The sequence below is a fragment of the Cognaticolwellia beringensis genome (genome assembly GCF_002076895.1).
Classification (GTDB): domain Bacteria; phylum Pseudomonadota; class Gammaproteobacteria; order Enterobacterales; family Alteromonadaceae; genus Cognaticolwellia; species Cognaticolwellia beringensis.
In genome coordinates, this window is sequence record NZ_CP020465.1 from 649693 (window position 1) to 671265 (window position 21573).

Annotated in this window: 20 protein-coding genes; 15 read left to right on the top strand and 5 right to left on the bottom strand. The window is 39.1% G+C overall.

Annotation, left to right across the window (positions count from 1 at the left end; all coding sequences use genetic code 11):
- Nucleotides 1-65 precede the first annotated feature (65 nt).
- The 5 genes from dsbC (at nucleotide 66) to B5D82_RS02690 (ending at nucleotide 6574) form a co-directional block, all read left to right on the top strand.
- Nucleotides 66-863, top strand: a complete 798-nt coding sequence (gene dsbC, locus B5D82_RS02670; protein WP_081149011.1) for a bifunctional protein-disulfide isomerase/oxidoreductase DsbC — start codon at nucleotides 66-68, stop codon at nucleotides 861-863.
- A gap of 113 nt (nucleotides 864-976) precedes the next feature.
- A complete protein-coding gene (gene recJ / locus B5D82_RS02675) occupies nucleotides 977-2761 on the top strand; it encodes a single-stranded-DNA-specific exonuclease RecJ (protein WP_081149013.1) in 1785 nt (594 codons plus the stop codon).
- 217 nt (nucleotides 2762-2978) lie between these two features.
- Nucleotides 2979-4077, top strand: a protein-coding gene (gene prfB / locus B5D82_RS02680; protein ID WP_172820616.1) for a peptide chain release factor 2 whose coding sequence is annotated in 2 segments (ribosomal slippage) — nucleotides 2979-3053 and nucleotides 3055-4077 — 1098 coding nt in all. Because the reading frame shifts where the segments join, the coding sequence is not laid out codon by codon here.
- Between the two features lie 60 nt (nucleotides 4078-4137).
- Nucleotides 4138-5679 carry a lysine--tRNA ligase gene (gene lysS, locus B5D82_RS02685; RefSeq protein WP_081149016.1) on the top strand — a complete coding sequence of 514 codons (1542 nt, stop codon included), beginning with the start codon at nucleotides 4138-4140 and terminating at the stop codon, nucleotides 5677-5679.
- A 343-nt stretch (nucleotides 5680-6022) separates the two neighbouring features.
- Nucleotides 6023-6574: a YkvA family protein gene (locus B5D82_RS02690; protein ID WP_081149019.1), complete on the top strand. Its 552-nt coding sequence runs from the start codon at nucleotides 6023-6025 to the stop codon at nucleotides 6572-6574.
- Between the two features lie 257 nt (nucleotides 6575-6831).
- Here the strand turns inward: B5D82_RS02690 and B5D82_RS02695 are convergent, their stop codons facing one another.
- The 5 genes from B5D82_RS02695 to B5D82_RS02715 all read right to left on the bottom strand — a co-directional run bounded on the left by B5D82_RS02695 (nucleotide 6832) and on the right by B5D82_RS02715 (nucleotide 11201).
- Nucleotides 6832-8091: an AmpG family muropeptide MFS transporter gene (locus tag B5D82_RS02695; RefSeq protein ID WP_081149022.1), complete on the bottom strand. Its 1260-nt coding sequence runs from the start codon at nucleotides 8089-8091 to the stop codon at nucleotides 6832-6834.
- A 136-nt stretch (nucleotides 8092-8227) separates the two neighbouring features.
- Nucleotides 8228-8557 (bottom strand): hypothetical protein, encoded by a 330-nt coding sequence (locus B5D82_RS02700; RefSeq protein ID WP_081149024.1) that lies wholly within the window; start codon nucleotides 8555-8557, stop codon nucleotides 8228-8230.
- A gap of 290 nt (nucleotides 8558-8847) precedes the next feature.
- On the bottom strand, nucleotides 8848-9429 hold the full coding sequence (locus tag B5D82_RS02705) for a peptidylprolyl isomerase (RefSeq protein WP_081149027.1): 582 nt from the start codon (nucleotides 9427-9429) through the stop codon (nucleotides 8848-8850).
- A 33-nt stretch (nucleotides 9430-9462) separates the two neighbouring features.
- On the bottom strand, nucleotides 9463-10032 hold the full coding sequence (locus tag B5D82_RS02710; RefSeq protein ID WP_081149030.1) for a YajG family lipoprotein: 570 nt from the start codon (nucleotides 10030-10032) through the stop codon (nucleotides 9463-9465).
- Between the two features lie 29 nt (nucleotides 10033-10061).
- Nucleotides 10062-11201, bottom strand: coding sequence for a methyltransferase (locus B5D82_RS02715; RefSeq protein ID WP_081149032.1), 1140 nt, complete (start codon nucleotides 11199-11201; stop codon nucleotides 10062-10064).
- Nucleotides 11202-11331: 130 nt separating this feature from the next.
- On the opposite strand from B5D82_RS02715, the gene B5D82_RS02720 reads away from it, so the two are divergent.
- From B5D82_RS02720 to B5D82_RS02765, 10 genes are all read left to right on the top strand, one after another.
- On the top strand, nucleotides 11332-11913 hold the full coding sequence (locus B5D82_RS02720) for an alpha-ketoglutarate-dependent dioxygenase AlkB family protein (protein WP_081149035.1): 582 nt from the start codon (nucleotides 11332-11334) through the stop codon (nucleotides 11911-11913).
- Nucleotides 11914-12079: 166 nt separating this feature from the next.
- Nucleotides 12080-12403, top strand: coding sequence for a transcriptional regulator BolA (bolA, locus tag B5D82_RS02725; RefSeq protein WP_081149037.1), 324 nt, complete (start codon nucleotides 12080-12082; stop codon nucleotides 12401-12403).
- Between the two features lie 348 nt (nucleotides 12404-12751).
- Entirely contained in the window at nucleotides 12752-13297 is a 546-nt protein-coding gene (locus tag B5D82_RS02730) for a TRAP transporter small permease subunit (RefSeq protein WP_081149039.1), read from the top strand.
- Nucleotides 13297-14679, top strand: coding sequence for a TRAP transporter large permease (locus B5D82_RS02735; RefSeq protein ID WP_081149041.1), 1383 nt, complete (start codon nucleotides 13297-13299; stop codon nucleotides 14677-14679). Before B5D82_RS02730 ends, B5D82_RS02735 begins: the two co-directional genes overlap by 1 nt.
- Before the next feature lie 4 nt (nucleotides 14680-14683).
- Nucleotides 14684-15784, top strand: coding sequence for a TRAP transporter substrate-binding protein (locus B5D82_RS02740; protein WP_216629014.1), 1101 nt, complete (start codon nucleotides 14684-14686; stop codon nucleotides 15782-15784).
- Between the two features lie 188 nt (nucleotides 15785-15972).
- On the top strand, nucleotides 15973-17163 hold the full coding sequence (fabV, locus tag B5D82_RS02745; RefSeq protein ID WP_081149044.1) for an enoyl-ACP reductase FabV: 1191 nt from the start codon (nucleotides 15973-15975) through the stop codon (nucleotides 17161-17163).
- Nucleotides 17164-17636: 473 nt separating this feature from the next.
- Complete coding sequence (locus B5D82_RS02750) at nucleotides 17637-18974, top strand: Na(+)-translocating NADH-quinone reductase subunit A (protein WP_081149047.1); 1338 nt, start codon at nucleotides 17637-17639, stop codon at nucleotides 18972-18974.
- A 2-nt stretch (nucleotides 18975-18976) separates the two neighbouring features.
- The gene (locus B5D82_RS02755) at nucleotides 18977-20179 is read left to right on the top strand and encodes an NADH:ubiquinone reductase (Na(+)-transporting) subunit B (protein WP_081149051.1); all 1203 of its coding nucleotides are present in this window, start codon (nucleotides 18977-18979) and stop codon (nucleotides 20177-20179) included.
- Nucleotides 20172-20948, top strand: coding sequence for a Na(+)-translocating NADH-quinone reductase subunit C (locus B5D82_RS02760; protein WP_081149054.1), 777 nt, complete (start codon nucleotides 20172-20174; stop codon nucleotides 20946-20948). Before B5D82_RS02755 ends, B5D82_RS02760 begins: the two co-directional genes overlap by 8 nt.
- Entirely contained in the window at nucleotides 20948-21571 is a 624-nt protein-coding gene (locus B5D82_RS02765) for an NADH:ubiquinone reductase (Na(+)-transporting) subunit D (RefSeq protein ID WP_081149057.1), read from the top strand. Before B5D82_RS02760 ends, B5D82_RS02765 begins: the two co-directional genes overlap by 1 nt.
- Nucleotides 21572-21573 lie beyond the last annotated feature (2 nt).

The window sequence follows — 21573 nt, forward strand, 5'->3', positions numbered from 1 at the left end:
ATTTAACTAAAAATTGCAAATGTAATTTTCCGCTCATTTCCGCTTATTAAGGTATGGAACTACTTATGTCTAAGAATTTTTTATTGGCCGCTGCACTTGGTGTTTTAAGTTTAACTTACAATGTTGCCGCCTATGCTGAGCCAGCAACACCATCAAACAACAGTGTTATGTTATCGGCCGCACAATCGCCTGAGATTGAAGCCGTTAAAGCAAAGCTTTCACAAACTTTAGGCTTCAATGTTGCCAGTATTAAGCCATCTAAAATGGCGGGCGTGGTTGAAGTGTTAACGGATCAGGGCTTATTTTATGCAAGCGCCGATGGTAATTTTTTGTTACATGGGAAAATGTACGGATTAGGCGAGAACGTCAGTAACTTAACTGAAGAAAGCCTAGCGCAAGTGCGTGTTGAAGGTATGGTTAAGTTCTCAGATGCTATGATCGTCTACCCAGCAAAAAACGAAAAGCATGTAGTGACAGTATTTACTGATATTACCTGTGGTTACTGTCGTAAAATGCATGAACAAATAGACGATTATAATGATAAAGGTATAACTGTCCGCTATTTAGCGTATCCGCGTGCTGGTGTGAAAGACCGTTCTGGTGGTTATTCACAGGGCTTTAAAGATTTACGCTCAATATGGTGTCATGAAGATGCGCAGTCGGCGCTAACAAAAGCGAAAAGTGGTTCTACGGTTGCTGCACGTATTTGTGATATGCCTATTGAAGAAGAGTTTGACTTTGGTCGCCAAGTTGGCGTTACTGGTACGCCTGCAATTATACTTGAAAATGGCATGATGGTGCCAGGTTATCAAGACCCAAGTAAATTATTTATGCTATTAGAAACCTCTCAACAAGGTGGTTAATAGCAAACAAGTTAATCAGTTTTGTGAATTGGTATAACTTAATTTTTTAATAAAATGGCGAGTATTCTACTTGCCATTTTTGTTTCTAGCGTTTCAAGTATAAAGGTTCATTCATGCATAAAGAGATTATTCGTCGAGAGCAAGTCAACGATGAGCATTTACCCGCTACGCTCCATCCTATTATTCGACAAATATATGCACGGCGCGGTGTTACTAGCAAAGAGGAACTTGAATTAACCGCGTCACATTTATGCGCTGTTGATTCGTTAAAAGGTTTACCTGAGGCTTGTGAACTTTTATACCAGGCGCTGCAAGAGAACAAAAACATCACGGTGATTGGCGACTTTGATGCCGATGGTGCTACAAGTACCGCGTTAATGATGGAAGCATTACATATGCTAGGGTCGACGAATCATCATTTTTTAGTACCAAATCGTTTTAAGTATGGTTATGGACTAACGCCTGAAATTGTTGATATTGCGGCCTCACAAGGTGCGCAGGTTTTGGTGACGGTTGATAACGGTATAAGTTGCATTGCGGGGGTCAAAAGGGCAAAAGAGCTTGGATTACAAGTTGTGGTAACTGATCATCACTTGCCTGGCGCGGATACGCCACCAGCTGATGCCATTGTTAATCCAAATCAGCGAGGCTGTAATTTTGCCAGTAAGTCTTTGGCCGGAGTGGGGGTCGCTTTTTATTTTATGTTGGCGTTAAGAAAATATTTACGCGAACAACAATGGTTTGAACTACAGAGTATTAAAGAACCTAATATTGCGCAATTGCTTGATTTAGTCGCGCTAGGAACGGTTGCTGACGTGGTGTCACTCGATGCTAATAATCGCATTTTAGTTGAACAAGGACTAAAACGTATTCGCGCAGGTGCCACACGCCCCGGTATTCAAGCATTAATTGAAATTGCGGGTAAAAATCAGCAAAAGTTAGTGGCCAGTGATTTTGGCTTTGCGCTAGGACCGCGTATTAATGCCGCCGGTCGATTAGACGATATGGCCTTTGGTATTAACTGCTTATTAGCAAAAGATTTATCAACCGCACGAGTTATGGCAGCCGACTTAGATGATTTAAACAAAGCGCGCCGAGAAATCGAGCAGGGTATGCAAATTGAAGCAGAGCAAGTACTGGCAAGCTTAAAGTTTAGCGAAGACAATTTACCTCATGGCATTAGCTTGTTTCATGGCGATTGGCATCAGGGGGTTATAGGTATTGTCGCGGGACGATTAAAAGAAAAATATCATCGCCCTAGTATTGTATTTGCCAAAGGCAATGATGACATTGACGAAAATAGCTCGGCTCTAAATGCCAGCGCCGCCAATAGCAATGATATTGATATAAACAATAATGAAATAAAAGGCTCTGCTCGTTCAATTCCCGGTTTACATATTCGTGATTTATTAGAGTACATTGACAGTCAACATCCCGGTATTATTATAAAATTTGGCGGCCATGCTATGGCGGCAGGATTGTCGATAGCAGCGAATCAATTTCAACAATTTTCATCATTGTTTGAAAAATATGCTGAGCAGTGGTTAAGTAAAGAAGCACTAACGGGCATTTTATCTTCAGATGGTGAGCTATTAACCAATGATATGACCTTAGCTTTTGCAGAAGTATTACGTGCAGCCGGCCCGTGGGGACAGAATTTTCCAGAGCCAATATTTGATGATGTTTTTACGCTTGTTCAACAGCGCATTGTGGGTGAAAAACACTTAAAGCTTGTGGTAGAAAAAGACCAACAAATATTTGATGCTATTGCTTTTAATATTGATATAAAACGTTGGCCAGATAATAAAGCTAAACAAGTTAAATTGGCCTATCGTCTCGATATTAACGAGTTTCGTGGTAAGCAATCGGTGCAATTGATGGTCGAGCAATTGGACTGAGATTTATACAAAGTATTAACCGCTTTATTCTTTATATTATTAGTGACATAAATCAGCTGAAAAAATATAATAAAAATGGTATTTCAATGCACAAGCAAACATTTATTTCACCGTATAATTAAGCTACAATGCGCGACTGTTTTTTTGTTATTTTTCCTTAATCAGTAATTATAATCAGCATTTAAATTCATTCATGACGGCGTAACAGTTAAAAAGTATGTTAGAAGTTAATCCAGTACTCAATAAAATTAAAGAAATTCGCGAACGCACCAATTTGCTTCGGGGGTACCTTTGACTACGATCAAAAGTCAGAACGTTTGGTTGAAGTTTCACGCGAATTAGAGTCGGCCGAAGTTTGGAATGATCCTGAGCGTGCACAAGCATTGGGTCGTGAACGCGCAGCATTAGAAGCCGTTGTTGAAACTATTGACGAAATGGATTCAGGCTGTGAGGACATTGAAGGCTTGGTTGAACTTGCCGTTGAAGCCGAAGATGAAGAAACCTTTAATGATGCCGAAGCAGAAACTAAAACCTTAGAAGCTAGCCTTGAGAAATTAGAATTTCGTCGTATGTTCTCAGGTGAGCATGACGCCAATAATTGCTATTTAGATATTCAGTCAGGCTCAGGCGGTACAGAAGCGCAAGATTGGGCAGAAATGCTGATGCGCATGTACTTACGTTGGGGTGAAGCGAATGGCTACAAAACTGAAGCTATTGAAGTCACCGGTGGTGATGTTGCGGGCATTAAAGGTTGCACGATTAAATATACTGGCGAATATGCTTTTGGTTGGTTACGCACCGAAACTGGCGTGCATCGTTTAGTACGAAAATCACCATTTGACTCAAGTGGTCGTCGACATACCTCGTTTGCTTCTGCATTTATTTACCCAGAAATTGACGACAATATTGAAATCGATATTAACCCTGCAGATCTGCGCATAGACACCTTTCGTGCTTCTGGTGCAGGTGGACAGCATGTTAACAAAACAGATTCTGCCATACGTATTACGCATGTACCAACGGGTGTTGTAGTCGCTTGTCAGGCCGATCGTTCTCAGCATAAAAACCGCGCTACAGCGATGAAGCTTTTAAAAGCCAAATTGTATGAAATGGAAATGCAAAAGCAGAATGAAGGTAAACAAGAATTAGAAGACGGAAAATCTGATATTGGATGGGGTAGTCAAATTCGCTCTTATGTTTTAGATGACAGCCGTATTAAAGATTTACGCACCGGAATAGAAAACCGTAATACGCAAGCCGTATTAGACGGCGATTTAAACAAATTTTTAGAAGCCAGTTTAAAGTCTGGTTTATAAACACCTTAATTAATTTTAAAATATTTTTAATAGAATATTACGTTAAACACGAGAAATAAAATGACTGATCAAGCACACCAAGACGAAAACAAATTGATTGCCGAGCGTCGTGGCAAATTAGCAAAAATTCGCGAAAACTGTCCGGCTAATGGCCACCCTAATAAGTTTGACCGAAAACACTATGCTGCTGATTTACAGGCTGAACACGGTGAAAAAGATAAAGAAACGCTTGAAGCTGAAACGGGTCTTTACAGCATTGCTGGTCGTGTAATGGCAAAACGTGGTCCATTCTTAGTATTACAAGACATGTCAGGTCGTATTCAGGCTTACGCACATAAAACAGTGCAAAAAGATATTAAAGAGCGTTGGGGCACGTTAGACATTGGCGATATTATCGGTGTTACCGGTACTATGCATATGTCAGGTAAAGGTGACTTGTACGTTAACATGGATAAATACGAGCTATTAACAAAATCGCTGCGTCCATTACCAGAAAAATTTCACGGTTTATCAGACGTTGAAACAAAATATCGTCAACGTTACGTTGATTTGATCATCAACGAAGATACCCGTAATACCTTTAAAATCCGTTCAAAAATTGTTGATGGTATTCGCAAGTTTTTAACTGACCGTGATTTCATGGAAGTTGAAACGCCTATGCTACAAACCATTCCAGGTGGTGCTTCAGCTAAGCCTTTTGAAACCTTCCACAATGCCTTAGACATTCAAATGTATATGCGTATTGCGCCAGAGCTTTATTTAAAGCGCTTGGTTGTTGGTGGTTTTGAAAAAGTATTCGAAATTAACCGTAACTTCCGTAACGAAGGTTTATCAACGCGTCATAATCCAGAATTCACTATGATTGAATTCTATCAAGCCTATGCTGATTACCATGACTTAATGAACCTTACTGAAGAAATGCTTCGCACACTAGCAGAAGACGTTATGGGTACTTCTGTTATTCGTAATACGGTTAAAAACGCTGATGGTGAAGTGGTAGAAGAGAAGTTCTATGACTTCGGACAAAAGTTCACTCGTTTATCAATGGTTGATGCGATTTTATTGCACGGTAATGATTTAGACGAAAATATTTTACGTAACCCAGAAGCTAACTTCGACGCACTTAAAGCCATGGCAAAATCTGTCGGCGTGAAAGAAACTGATGCCTCTAAAGTTTGGGGTGCTGGTAAATATATTTGTGAAATATTCGAAGAAGTTGCCGAGCATATGCTTGATCAACCAACATTTATTACTGAATATCCATGGGAAGTTTCACCATTAGCACGTCGTAATGATGACAACCCATTCATAACTGACCGTTTTGAATTTTTTGTTGGTGGACGTGAATTAGCCAATGGTTTCTCAGAGCTGAACGATGCTGAAGACCAAGCCGAACGTTTCCAAAATCAAGTAGCAGGTAAAGACGCGGGTGATGACGAAGCAATGCATTATGACGCTGATTATATTCAAGCACTTGAATACGGTTTACCACCAACCGCGGGTGAAGGTATTGGTATTGATCGATTAGTGATGTTATTCACTGATTCACCGACCATTAAAGACGTTATTTTGTTCCCACACATGCGTCCACTTGCTGAATAAAACAATCGAAATAATTTGAGTTACGGCTCATATAAATGAAAAAGCACCTGAGGGTGCTTTTTTTATGTCCCTATATTGTCAAATGACTGGAGAGATTATAATCAATATAAACAATGACTTAATGAATGTTGTTTAAGTGGATAAATTTACATAATTTATAGTAATACGACTAATTATCAGTTGGTTAGGGTTATATTGTATGATTGTTAAGTGCATTAAAGATAACGCTAATTCATGCAGCTAAATTGTTAGAATTTGTGAGTGTAAAGTGGTGTATTTATAATGTTCTGTTAAGTTTAAAAGGTTGCTGTTCAAAAACAAGCCAATTGTAAGGAGAATTATAATGGCATTTGAAGTTACCTTTGAGTTGAAAGAATCTGATCTTGAACATTTTCGTAATGTTATGCGAGAAGCAAAATCTGAGGCAAAAAACTTAACCGATGCTGAAATTTTAGCAAACGCAAAAACCCTTAGTTTAGACATCATTAAAAGCGATGTTCCGCCATTCGTTAGTGAACGTATTAAAAAGTTAGAAACCTTAGTTGCTATGATTGAGGATGCAGAGTGGAATATACCTGATGAAGCCCGAGCTGATGTATTAAGCGCTTTAGCTTATTTTAGCGATCCAGAAGATTTAGTACCTGATCATATCCCGGTGCTAGGTTTTTTAGATGACGCGATTATGATTGAGTTAGTTGCTGAAGAACTTAAAGATGACATTGAAGCTTTCTTAGAGTTTTGTAATTACAGATCACGTGAAGAGGGACGTCATGGCGATGTGGCAGTTACCCGTGATGAATGGTTACATGCTAAGCGTAAGGAGCTGCATAGTAGAATAAGGAATAGACGTTCTAGTCGCAGCAGTGGTCGATCCGGATTCCGTTCTGTTTTTTAAATGCTAAGCTTTAAGTTTGACTCCCTGTCAATGTAGCCTGTTTAAAAAGCCGCGGTAAGCGGCTTTTTTGATCAGGGATAAGCGCTAATGCGTGACAAATAGCATTAAAATGAAAAATGCGATAATAATGCCATTAAAAGCAAATATATAGCAAAAGCCTTTTAAACCTTCCTTGAGCGTGTAGTTATTACTTTTTAAATACCAATACCAAATAGCACACATTAGTATGGGAACGAGAAAAAATAGTTTGATCATATTTACGCAATCTCCTGCGGTGCTTGTTTTGTTGGTTCATGCCATGGTGCAACTTTTAAAAGCATTAGCATGCCGGGTATCGCTAATGCCGTGCATATAAAGTAAAAATTAGTCCAGCCTATTTGTTCGACAATAACGCCTGTTGTGGCATTTGCAAATGTTCTTGGTAATGCGGTTAATGCCGTAAATAGTGCAAATTGTGTTGCCGCAAATGCGGGATTAGTCGCTCTAGCAATGAAGGCGGTAAAAGCTGCTGTACCAAGGCCAACGCCCAAGTATTCAAAGCCCATTGCAAAAGCTAAAGCGTATGTGTTGTGGCCAATCTCTGCTAGTGCGGCAAAGCCTAAAATACTGATTATTTGTACAACACCAAATAACCATAATGCTCGATTAATACTTAGTTTAATCATTACTATACCACCAACGGCTAAACCTATCGTCATCGCAATTAATGACGCCGTTTTAGCAACCACACCTATTTCGGTTTTCGTAAAGCCTAAATCAATGAAAAATGGTGTTTGTAACGCCGTCGCCATACTATCGCCGAGCTTATATAAAAATAAAAAAGCCAGTATTTGTAATGCTGATTTTATGCCTTTTCTGTTGATAAAGTCTTTAAACGGCAAGACAACAGCTTCTTGCAATGTTTTCGGCGCTTGTGAGGCATTATTCAGCTCTTTAATTGTTAGACTGAGAAAAATACCAATAAGCATAAATGCTGAGACAATAAGAAATACTGCTTGCCAGCTGATGTGATCAGCTAGAATAAAAGCTAATGAACCCGGTACTAAGCCTGACAATCGATAAGCTTGCACATGGATAGAGTTACCCAAGCCAAGTTCATGTTCGGGCAGTAATTCACGGCGATAAGCGTCGAGCACTATGTCTTGACTAGCACTGAAAAATGCCACCGCAGCGGCTAAATAAGCAACGCTCCAAATATTCATTACGGGGTCAACATAGCCGAAGCTAGCGATAGAGAATAGCAGTAGCACTTGAGTTAGTAACATCCAACTTCGACGACGTCCAAGTACAGGTAATGAATATCGGTCCATTAATGGAGACCAAATAAACTTCCAAACGTAAGGTATACCAATCAGTGAAAATAAGCCTATTTCAGTGAGGCTAACGCCCTCAGAGCGCAACCAACCCGGTACAAGTTGATAAAGAATAAACAAAGGTAGCCCGGAGCTAAAGCCAGTGAATATACAAATTAGCATGCGACGATTTAATATTGCTTGCTTAAAGGTTGGAGATTGCATTGCTCAAAGCCTAATGAATGCGAGAAGATAATGCTGATAGGCTATCAAAATGCATTAGTAAACAGAAGTTTAATCTGGTGAAACAGGTAATTAGTTGTGCCCATCACCTGTATATTTTCGGCTTAATATCGCGTGGCTATGGCAGGGGACGCCAACCAATACAATCGATAGGATAACTGCCGGTACCAGAGAAAAAATCCAAGCAAGTCGATATTTCACTTTTAAAATACAAGTCACGCTCAAGATCATTTGCACTGTGGAGGCTAAGTTCATGCATTATATGCCAAAATACACGCTCTCTAGCATTACTGGGAGTTTCATCACTAACGTGCAGTAAAGTCCATTCTGCCATGGTATTATCAACGAATTGATCAAGCTCTGTATAATGCAAAGAATGATTTATTACCGCTGTAATATAGGCTCTTATTTGTGTGATTTTTTCATTGATAAACTGCTCAATTATCATGATATTCCTTCCATACAATTTAGCTAGTAAAGTTACTTAGCTCAGGGGAAATAAAAGTGTAAATCGCCTTGTTATCTTACTTAACACAATTTAGTTATCGTAGAGAAAACTGTAAATGTCAAAGTTACAACCTTGCTAAATTGTAACCGAATACTGGTTGAGTAATTGTATTAAGGTGATTTAAATAACGCTATGCCAGGTTTTTTTATTTTAATTATAAGTAATGCCTGGTCTACTTTTATATCCAAAAAATTCTTTAAAATAAGCACAATATACATACGATAAAGTGCTTATAAGGCCGGTAATAAACTGGCCTTGATTAACATGATAGGCTTAACAGGGACGTTTTCCCAGCCCATTTCTTCATTATAATTTGTTGTTACTAATGCCATCGCATCAACGACTTCTTGACCTTCAATGATCGCGCCGAAAACAGCGTAACCCCATTTTCTGCCAGGGTCTAGACTTGAATTGTCAGCAACATTAAAAAAGAACTGTCTATTCGCGGTATGAGGACGGTTTTCTTTTGCCATCGCAATCGTACCTATTTCATTTTTTAAACCATTACCTGATTCATTTACGATAGTTTTATTGACTTTTTTTAGTTCAAAATTTTGGCTGTAGCCACCACCTTGCACAATAAAATCAGACACAATACGATGGAAAATTGTGTTGTTGTATTCACCGGTTACTACATAAGTTAAAAAATTATCGACAGTGAGCGGCGCACGTATTCTATCAAGCTCAACAATAATGATCCCCATTGACGTTTCTAACTTTACTTGTGGAAATAAATTGTCAGGTTCAATAGCCAAATCTTTCGCACTACAGGTAACTGAAAGTAATAATAATATAACTGAAAAAATTCTCATGTAGCGATCTCTATCTTAGTGTTAAGAAGTAAATTACTGAATAAATTGCTGTAACTCTTCGCTTTGCACTATTTGTGTTAATAATTTTGCCAACTGTTGATTAAAATCGCGCTCTAATACTGCAAGATCTGCTTTAAGTGGCCCATTGCTTATACCTGTTATTTTAAATGCTTTTGTTAAGCTACCTTGATCATTGTCGATAACTACACGCACATTCATTTGACTTTTAGCGCTATATTTAACCATTTCTTGCTGAACACTCACCAAGGCATGGTCGATAATTAATTCAACTTGATTAGCTGCTTGTGGTTGAATTTGTAACCCATTTGCTTTTAATGCAGAGCTAAGCGACATTTCCACTGTTTCTACAAGGGCTTGTTGAGGTGAAAATAATTGTGCCGCTTCGCCAGTACGTAAAATTTGCACGATATGTGGTGAGGAACGTAAATCACTAAAACGCAATTGTGCCAGTTTTTGTTGGTAGGCATTACTGTTGCCAATATTTAGCTCAGGGCTAACAATAACCTGTTTTATTGGCGTACTACAGGCGAGTAATAAAGTTGTAGCGCTTAAAATGATAAACGTAAATAGTGTTGATTTCATATGAGCTTCTTCAGAGTTAAGTGAGTTAATTAACGTTTTATTGCTGAAATAGTGACAAACTTATCATTGCTAGCGATCAGTGTTTGATTGCCGAAAATACGTTTTAATTTTATATGGTAACCAAGCTGACGATTACCGATAATGCGCAATTCACCGCCTTTTTTCAATACTCGGTGACTGTCTTTAAACATCTGCCAGGCAATATGATCTGTGGTGGCGGTTTGTTGATGAAAGGGTGGATTACATAAAACAAAATCAACACTGCCACCTTCAACGCTGGTTAAACAGTCATTGACTTGAAAATGGCATTGCTCAATCGTAGATGGTAAATTTTCAGTTATATTCAACTTTGCCGATGCAATGGCCATATACGATTCATCAATAAAATGCACTTGCGCTTCTGGCTGCTTTGATAATACATGCAAGCCAATAACGCCATTACCACAACCAAGATCGATAACCTGTTTATTAGCCGCAATAGTGGGCAAGTTTTCCATAAAATAGCGCGCACCAATATCGAGTTTTTCTCTGGCGTAGACATTAGCGTGATTATGTAAAGTAAAGTCGGTATTTTCTAACGGCCAAGAGGTTGTAAAGTTAGCTGTTGTAGCTTGTTCATTATCAAGTTCGCAAAACACTAGTCGGGCTTTCTTTACGGCTAATGACGTTTTTGTGGTGCCTAAATAGTTCTCAAATAATTTTAGTGTCGAGCTGTGTATTTCTTTGGCACGATCGCTGGCAATAAAAACAACATCTTTACTGAGTTGTTGTTTTATTTTGCTGAGCTGTTGGCAGAGTAAACCTTTGCCTTTTGGAATTTTATATAGCACGATATTAATATCACTTGGCAACTCGTCAAGGCTGGTGAGCAAGGTGATATTCTCATTTGATAAACCATTCTGTTCTATATTAAGTTCAATACCTTGGTGACTTAAAAAAGAGTCATTAACACAATACAATTGATGCTCAGTTAAGTTACAGGCTATAGCGCCAAAATTATCGTTGAAGATAAGGATTTTTTGTTTTGAGTCACTTAAAGGCTGTTGTTCTAAATAACTAATAATATATTCATCAGCGGCATCCCAGGCTTGCAAGCTTCGGTTAACTTGTCCGGTGGGGAAACGATCGAGAAAAAGATTTTTGTCGTTGATAATAAAAGGGCTGATCATAGCGATAAATACTTGGTTGGCGTAACGGATATTGTGTCAAAATTTCTCACTGCGAGCCAGTTAATTGCAGAATTTATCGTGATAAATAATATCAATTGGCTGATAAAAGCTAGATAAGGAACCTAATAGTTTGAAAATTAACTGTCCAGATGCCGACATCGAATATATTGAAGACTTTTATTCTGCCGATGAAGCACATTTAATTTTTAATGCACTAACGCAACACTTAGTTTGGCGACATGATGATATTAAAATGTTTGGAAAGGTGATGAAAATACCGAGGTTACAAGCTTGGTATGGTGACAATAGTCTCCGTTATCGTTATTCAAACATAACTTTAACCGCTGAGCCTTGGACGGCAGCTTTACTGGCGATAAAAGAAAAAGTTAGTGGTTACTGTCGTCATGACTTTAACGCTGTTTTAGCTAATTTATACCGTGATCAGCATGATAGTGTAGGTTGGCACAGTGATGATGAACCTGAGCTAGGCGCAATGCCTACTATTGCCTCACTATCTTTTGGCGCTGAACGAGAATTTCAACTTAAGCACATTATAACCAAGGAAAAAATGAGTATATCGCTTGCTTCTGGAAGTTTATTGATCATGCGAGGTAAAACCCAGCATTACTGGCAGCACTGTCTTCCAAAGAGGAGCAAATTAATAAAGCCGAGGGTAAATCTCAGCTTTCGAAAAATATGTAATGAAAGCTAATTTTATTTTGTCGGGAAAGAGGTTTGTAAAGTGAATTTATTGGCAACCGTTAGAAGATAAAAATATTAAAAATAACACTGTCAGCCATCTAGATAGATGGCATAATTACCAACAACGACTAAAATTAAAACTGATCCACAAGCTGATCAATCTCAGGGAATATACTATGAAAATAGAAGCTGTTATCGAAGAAAAGTTACTTTCTGCTTTCTCACCCATTCATCTCGATGTCATCAATGAAAGTCATCAGCATAATGTTGCACCAGGCAGCGAGTCGCACTTTAAAGTTATTATTGTTTCAAAAGATTTTGAAGGCGAACGATTAATTAAGCGTCATCGCGCCATTAACTCGATCCTAGCAGAAGAGCTTGCTGATAAAATTCATGCCTTGGCACTACATACCTACACAGAAAAAGAGTGGAAAACCTATTACGCAGAAAATACTCCGCTATCACCTAAGTGCTTAGGAGGAGGTAAAAAGGCAGGGTAAATTATTGACGTTTCTCTGATAGATATCGTTATTATATTTTGCCCCATTAATCTAAGGTTAACGGAGTGTACTTACAGGCTGTACAGCCTGTAAGGTCAGTTTTTTTTGTTCCAGACAAAAAACTAAGTACCGACATCCATGTCGGCAATATCGGGGGTATATGGTTACTCCTAATTACCTAAGTTAATGCTCCATATATTATTTAATGGCTTGCATACTTTCAGAACGTGGTATCACGGTATTAATGTGACTTTACATGTCATAACACAGAAACGGATATTTACGTGAGGCGATATTACTTACTTTTTGGCAATTAATTTTCAAATAATAATAAAAAAATGGAAAAATATGTTGTTAACATTCGCGAATAAACTTGTTCAATCGATAGATGCTTTTACCGAGCTGCTTGGGAAGATGATTGCTTGGTTAACGCTTTTAATGGTGTTACTGACCTTTAGTATTGTCGTACTTAGATATGGCTTTAATCTTGGCTGGATTGGTATGCAAGAGTCTGTACTTTACTTTCATGGTCTTGTTTTCATGCTCGGTGCTGCCTATACCTTGAAACATGAAGGTCATGTCCGCGTTGATATTTTTTATCAAAAATACACGCTTAAGCAAAAAGCTTTACTGAATTTATTTGGCAGCGTAATGCTGTTACTACCGGTCTGTATTTTTATCTTTTTTATCAGCCTTAATTACGTGATGTCGTCATGGGAAATCATGGAAAGTTCGCCTGAGGCCGGTGGCTTACCTTTAGTTTATCTTAATAAAACACTTATTCTTATGCTTGCTATCACGCTTACCTTGCAAGGAATAGCCGAAATAACACGAAATTTACTCATACTATTTCAAGACTCCCCTGATACCAACCATGTTGCAGGGGCGAAATAATGGAATATTTAGCCCTTTTAATGTTTATTGCTGTTTGTGGCGTATTATTACTAGGCTACCCAGTGGCATTGTCGTTGGCGGGTACAGCCTTATTGTTTGCTGGTATTGGTATAAGTTTTGATGTCTTTGAAAGCTCCTTTTTATATGCTTTGCCGAATCGACTTTATGGTGTATTGAATAACCAAACTTTATTAGCCGTGCCGCTGTTTGTTTTTATGGGCGCTATGCTTGAACGCTCGAAAGTAGCAGAGAATTTACTGAATGCGATGGCATTGCTGTTTGGCCGTTTTAATGTTGGTTTAGCTATTTCGGTGACTTTAGTCGGTATGTTATTAGCAGCGAGTACCGGCATTGTAGGCGCAACAGTCGTGACTATGGGGCTATTGTCTTTACCGACCATGCTAAAAAGAGGCTATAGCCCGGCATTTTCTTCCGGTATTATTTGTGCAACCGGTACGTTGGGTCAAATAATACCACCGTCAATTGCCTTGGTTTTGCTTGGTGATGTTTTATCAAGTGCCTACCAAAAAGCCCAATTAAGTATGGGGATTTTTAGTCCTAAAACCGTATCAGTCGGTGATTTGTTTGCAGGTGCGGTAATTCCTGGTCTGATACTTGTGTTATTTTACATTTTATATTGTATCGCTGTAGCGGTGTTTAAACCTGATGCTATTCCAAAGCGCGCTCCAGTAGAGTCAAATGCAGAGCCGGAATCGCTAACAGTGATGTTATTTATTTCAGCTTTACTACCCCCATTATTGCTAATGTTCGCGGTATTGGGCTCTATATTATTTGGTTATGCCACCCCAACGGAAGCGGCAGGTGTTGGTGCTACGGGCTCATTACTGTTAGCGTTATGGAAAAACCAGCTTTGCAGAGTCAACCTAAATGCTGTGATGCAAACTACGGTTAAAATTACCTCCATGGTGTTTTTGATCTTGATTGGCGCCAGTCTATTTTCGTTAGTATTTAGAGGTTTTGGCGGTGAAGAGTTAGTACATGGGCTATTTCAGCAGATGCCTGGTGGTGTTGTCGGCGCAACCTTAATTGTTATGCTAGTCATTTTTTTACTCGGCTTTATTTTAGACTTTATAGAAATAACTTTTGTTGTGGTACCGATTGTTGCACCGGTTTTAATGGCGATGGGCATAGATCCAATTTGGTTAGGCATTATGATTGCGGTGAATCTACAAACGTCATTTTTAACCCCTCCATTTGGCTTTGCGCTATTTTATTTACGCGGTGTGGCAGATAAGTCAGTAACCACTTCCGCGATTTATAAAGGCGTTATCCCTTTTATTTTTATACAGTTAATATTACTGTGTACTTTAGCTTATTGGCCAAGTTTAGTGACTTGGTTACCTAACGTAATATATGGATAAAATTATGATAAGAAACTTTGCTCGTTCGTCGATTTTAATAATCATTACTTTATTTACCTTGGTAGCGTGTGGTGATAAACAAAACACCACTAGAAGCGAAAAAAGTGTTCAGCCACAAGAAAAATTTACCTGGAAGCTTGTAACGTCTTGGCCTAAGAATTTCCCAGGTTTAGGCATGGCACCAGAAAAGTTCGCTAATTACGTTAACGCCATGAGTAATGGACGACTAACGGTAAAAGTTTATGGTGCCGGTGAATTAGTGCCTGGATTTGAAGTTTTTGATGCGGTATCTCAAGGTACGGTTGAAATGGGGCATAGTGGCTCTTATTATTGGAAGGGAAAAATCCCCGCATCCCCTATTTTTAGTGCTATCCCTTTTGGTATGACCGCAACAGAATTCAATGCTTGGCTGCATTACGGTGGTGGAATGGAGCTTTGGCAAGAGTTGTATGCGCCCTTTGGTATTAAGCCAATGCCGGGGGGGAATACTGGGGCCCAATTTGGTGGTTGGTTTAAAAAAGAAATTAATTCAGTCGCTGATCTGCAAGGTTTAAAAATGCGTATTCCGGGGCTTGCGGGTGAAGTACTTAAAAATGCTGGCGCCATTCCTGTAACCTTAACCGGTGGCGAAATTTTTTCTTCATTGCAAAGTGGTGCTATTGACGCGACAGAGTGGGTTGGTCCATACAATGACTTAGCATTTGGGTTTTATCAGGCTGCCGATTATTATTACGCTTCGGTATGGCATGAACCTGGTACAGGTCTCGAGTTATTAGTGAACCAAAAAGCTTTTGACACCTTACCCGCAGATTTACAACACATTGTTGAAATAGCGGCGAACGCGGCGAATGAGTCAACATTGGCAGAATATAATGCCCGAAATAATGCGGCTTTAAAAACTTTGATTGAAGAACACAATGTGCAATTGCGTCAATTTCCGACTGAAGTTATGCAAGCACTTAAACACCAAACTGACTTATTAATTAAAGAACAGGTAAAAGCAGATAAAGACTTTGCCCGCGTTTGGCAGTCATACAGTGAGTTTTTAGCGTCTATGCAAGAGTACAATAAATTAACCTTGCAAGCATATTACGAAAACCGTTAATTTTTCGTAATATTAATGAAAAATGTCGAATATTGTCACTGGTCGCACCTCTTAAAGGGCAAAGCAAGAGTAAACTAGGCGGCAATTTCATTTTGTAAATCAATTTTTCACTAAACAATCAAAGTAATTGAGCAAAAAATATTAGCTTTAAAGCTTGGATGTTAACGTGATATTAAGAAGGTATAGTTATGGTTATTAAGCCAAAAATTCGTGGTTTTATTTGTACTAATGCTCACCCTGCTGGTTGTGCAGCGCATGTCAATGAGCAAATTGCTTATGTGAAAAGTCAGCCTCAAGCCGATGCTAAACCTAAAAACGTATTAGTGATTGGTGCTTCAACAGGTTACGGTTTGGCATCTCGAATTACTGCTGCTTTTGGTAACGATGCTAAAACATTAGGTATTTTCTTTGAAAAACCACCAACAGAAAGAAAAACAGCATCAGCAGGTTGGTATAATACGGCTGCTTTTCAAGCGGCTGCCGACGAAGCCGGATTATGGTCAAAAAATATCAATGGCGATGCGTTTTCACATGAAATTAAAGCTAAAGCGATTGAGACTATTAAAGCCGAGTTAGGTGAAATTGACCTGATCGTATACAGCTTAGCGTCACCACGCCGCACTGATCCTGACAGCGGCGAAGTATACTCATCAGCACTTAAACCTATTGGTAAAAGCGTTACTACGAAGAACTTAAATACCTCGAAACGTATTATTGACTCTGTGTCAGTTGAAGCGGCAACAGAAGAAGAAATTCAAGGTACCATCGATGTAATGGGCGGCGCTGATTGGGAACTTTGGATTAAAGCGCTTGGCGAAGCGGGTGTTTTGGCTAATGGTTTTAAAACCGTAGCTTATACCTATATTGGTAAAGAATTGACTTGGCCGATATACGGTCATGCGACCATTGGCCGTGCGAAAGAAGACTTAGATCGTGCGTCAACAGCGATAAAAGCAACTACAGCAAATATTAAAGGCGAAGCTTATGTTACGTCCCTCAATGCTGTTGTTACGCAAGCAAGTTCAGCGATTCCAATTATGCCATTATACATATCAGCCATGTTTAAAGTGATGAAAGCTGATGGCACATATGAAGGCTGTATCGAGCAAATTCAAGGCTTGTTTAGAGAAAACATCTACGGTGTAAACCCGACTATTGATGAAGCAGGACGTTTACGTCAAAACAATAAAGAACTTGAAGATAGTGTACAACAACGTGTAACAGATATTTGGAATACCGTTGATAGCGATACTATTGACGAGTTAACTGATTATGTTGGTTATCATCAAGAGTTTTTGAAATTATTTGGGTTTAACGTTGCAGGTGTTGATTATGATGCAGACATTAGCCCAGAATTAGCTATTAACAATTTGCTATAAAATAACGGCTGTTAGTGAATTAGCAGATTATAGTCATAAATAAACCGACAATAAGTCGGTTTTTTTTTGGCTATCAGGCTTATAAATAACGAATAATTAAAATTTATTTTCTAGGATAAATAGCTAAAATAGGACATAAATTTATCCTGTATCGTCCGCAATTTATGCTATTAAAGAGAGTTTTGTTCGATTATTGCCTTAAATATAGATTTTTCGTCTAAATTGTCATTTATTGTGGTGCTTAAGATAGAATCAAAATGTGGTTTTGTGCTAGAATCGCGCCAGAAATTTTAACTAGAGCCAGTGAACCTTAATTTACTTAAAATAAATTAAGACTTTGCTGAAATACACTGAAATCGGTCATTTATGTTAGTTGGTCGCATTAATTGTTGTGATGTTTGCAATAAGGAATTGCCGTTAAGTAGCGAATTAATTGATTTTGATTACTCCCATCAAAAGTAGTGCAAGTGTTTATGATTACGATAAAAAAAGGTCTGGATGTTCCTGTAGTAGGTGCCCCCCAGCAGGTAATCCATGATGGTCCGTCCATCAAAACTGTTGCAACATTAGGTGAAGAGTTTGTGGGTATGCGCCCAACCATGTTTGTTAAGGTTGGAGATAGCGTTAAAAAAGGTCAGGCACTTTTTGAAGATAAAAAGAATCCTGGCGTTAAATTCACAGCTCAAGCTTCAGGTGTTGTTAAAGAAATAAATCGTGGTGAAAAGCGCGTATTGCAATCTGTTGTCATCGAAATTGGCGGCAATGAGCAAGAAACGTTTACTAGCTATGCCGCTAACGAACTTAATTCAATCGCACGCGAAGACGTTGTTTCAAACCTAGTTAACTCAGGTTTGTGGACTGCATTGCGTACGCGACCATTTAGTAAAGTTCCTGCTATAGATGCTGTCCCTGTTGCTGTATTTGTTAGTGCAATGGATACTAATCCTCTTGCTGCAGATCCAGCGGTTATTATTGCCGAGCAAAGTGAAGCCTTCGTTAATGGTTTATCTGTGCTTGCTCGCTTAACTGACGGTGAAGTATTTGTAAGCAAAGCACCTGGTAGCGATATTGCTGTTAATTCAACCTCTACGGTTAATGAATTTTCTGGTAAGCATCCTGCTGGTCTAGTTGGTACACATATGCACTTTTTGAAGCCTGTTAGTGCTGATAAAGTTGCATGGCATGTTGGTTACCAAGATGTTATTGCCTTCGGTCAGTTATTTACTACCGGTGAGTTAGATAGCAGTCGTGTTATTTCTTTAGCTGGTCCTGCTGCAAAAAATCCTCGCTTAATTCGCACTACCTTAGGTGGAAGCGTGGCAGAAATTACTGCCAATGAAAAGCTTGATGGTGAGTTACGTGTAGTTTCGGGCTCGTTATTATTAGGCTCTGTTGCTTCAGGTGTTAAGGGATATTTAGGTCGCTATCACACACAAATTTCTCTGATCCGTGAAGGCAGAGAAAAAGAGTTTGTTGGCTATATGTACCCCGGACCTAACAAGTTCTCAGTAACGCGTGCTTACATGGGGCACTTCTTCTCTAAGAAGTTGTTCAACATGACCACAACAACTAATGGTAGTGCTCGTGCTATGGTGCCAATTGGCAACTTTGAACGCGTTATGCCATTAGATATATTGCCAACAATGTTATTGCGCGATTTATGTGCCGGCGATACTGACGGCGCGCAACAACTTGGTGCCTTAGAGCTTGATGAAGAAGATTTAGCCTTGTGTACGTTTGTTTGCCCTGGCAAAACAGATTACGGTGTGATCCTTCGTGATTGCCTAACCACAATTGAGAAGGAAGGTTAGTCATGGGCTTGAAAAAGTTTATTGAAGATATCGAACCGCAATTTGAAAAAGGCGGTAAACTTGAAACTTGGTATGCGCTTTACGAAGCCGTTGCTACGGGGTTATTTACTCCTGGCCAAGTGAATAAAGGTCAAACACACGTTCGTGACAGTATTGATCTTAAACGTATCATGATCACAGTATGGTTAGCGGTTTTCCCTGCCATGTTCTGGGGTATGTACAACATAGGTTTTCAAGCAACTGACGCATTAGCGGCTGGTTATGCTTTACCTGATACGTGGCAAGTAGGTTTGTTTGAAATGTTGGGCGGTAGCTTGTCGGTTGAATCGGGTTGGTTCAGCATGATGTTTTACGGTGCTATGTTCTTCTTACCTATCTATGCAACTGTGTTTGTAGTGGGTGGTTTTTGGGAAGTATTGTTTGCCTCAGTTCGCAAACATGAAGTTAACGAAGGTTTCTTTGTTAGTTCAATACTTTTCGCCTTAATCCTGCCTGCAACTATTCCATTGTGGCAAGCTGCTATCGGTATTACTTTTGGTATTGTTATTGCCAAAGAAGTATTTGGTGGTACAGGTAAAAACTTCTTAAACCCTGCATTAGCAGGCCGAGCGTTTTTATTCTTTGCTTATCCAAGTGAAATCTCTGGCGATGCTGTTTGGGTTGCTGCTGATGGTTTCTCTGGTGCAACTGCACTTAGTGCAGCGAACCAAGGTTTAATTGAATACACTGTTAATGCTGATTGGTGGAATGCATTCTGGGGTTATATTCCAGGCTCTGTTGGTGAAGTGTCTACCGCGATGATTTTACTCGGTGGTGCATACATCCTTTATAAAGGTATTGCTTCATGGCGTATCGTTTTAGGTGTGTTTGCCGGTATGGTTGTTATGTCAATGCTATTGAACGCTATTGGTTCTGATACTAATAACATGTTCGCGATGCCTTGGTACTGGCACTTAGTTACGGGTGGTTTTGCCTTTGGTATGATGTTTATGGCAACTGATCCGGTATCAGCTTCATTTACTAATACCGGTAAATACTGGTTTGGTGCTTTAGTGGGTATCATGGTGGTATTGGTACGTGTTGTTAACCCAGCATTCCCAGAAGGTATGATGTTAGCCATTTTATTCGCTAACTTGTTTGCACCTCTTTTCGACTACTTTGTTGTTCAAGGGAATATCAAACGGAGGCTTGCTCGCAATGTCTGAGACTAAAAAGAAAGAAACTTTCGGCAGAACAGTCGGGTTTGTATTTATTATTTGTTTAGTTTGTGCTGCTTTAGTATCAACTTCAGCGGTGGTTTTAAAACCATTACAAACAGCTAATAAATTGCTTGATAAGCAAACTAAAATTCTTGAAACTGCGGGTTTATTAGAGCTTGCAGGTGACGATATCGTTGGCCTTTATACCCAACGTGTTGAAGCTAAAATGATCAGTCTTGAAACAGGTAAAGTTGTTGAAGGTGATGTTAACTCGTTTGAAGAGCGTGCTGATGCACGTGACCCTGCTAAGAGTTTTAAACCTGAAAATGATATTGCTAGTTTAAACCGCGTTGCTAAAAATGCCGTGGTTTATCTTGTTAAAGATGAGCAAGGTAAAGTAACTACAATCGTTTTACCGATTGTTGGTTCTGGCTTGTGGGATCTTATGTACGGTTTTGTCGGTTTAGAATCTGACCTTAATACTGTTAAAAGCGTAATCTATTCTGACCTTAAAGAAACTCCAGGTTTAGGTGCTGAAGTACTTAACCCTAATTGGAAAGCTTTATGGCCAGGTAAGAAAATGTTTGATAAGCAAAACAACATAGCAATTCAAATTGTTAAAGGTGGCGCTAAAGCTGGTGATGTTCATGGCGTTGATGCTCTTTCTGGCGCGACATTAACCAGTAACGGTGTTGAAACAACTTTACATTTTTGGCTTGGTGAAGAAGGTTATGGTCCATTCATTACTAACTATCGCGCTGGAGGGTTGAACTAATGGCTACTGATACTAAAAAGGTTTTATTTGGACCGGTTGTTGATAATAACCCTATTGCTTTGCAAGTGCTTGGTGTTTGTTCTGCGTTAGCCGTTACCAGTTCTATGGCAAATGCTATGGTAATGACCATTGCGGTAATGTTCGTAACAGGCTTTTCGAATTTGTTTATTTCACTTATTCGTAATCAAATCCCATCAAGTGTGCGTATTATTGTGCAAATGGCGATTATTGCCTCGTTGGTAATTTTAGTTGACCAAGTCTTAAAGGCTTTCTCTTATCAACTATCAAAAGAACTATCGATGTTTATTGGTTTGATCATTACTAACTGTATTGTTATGGGTCGTGCTGAAGCTTTTGCCATGAAAGAAAAGCCAGGTGTGAGCTTTTTAGACGGTATTGGTAATGGCTTAGGCTACGGTGCTGTATTGATTATTGTTGCATTCTTCCGTGAACTATTTGGTTTTGGTACGTTATTTGGTTATGAAATTTTTGCCTTGGTGCAAAACGGTGGTTGGTACCAAGGTAATGGCCTACTCGTTTTACCATTTAGCTCATTCTTCATTATCGGTTTAATCATTTGGTCTATTCGCCAGTGGAAACCAGCACAAGTAGAGAAGGACTAAAC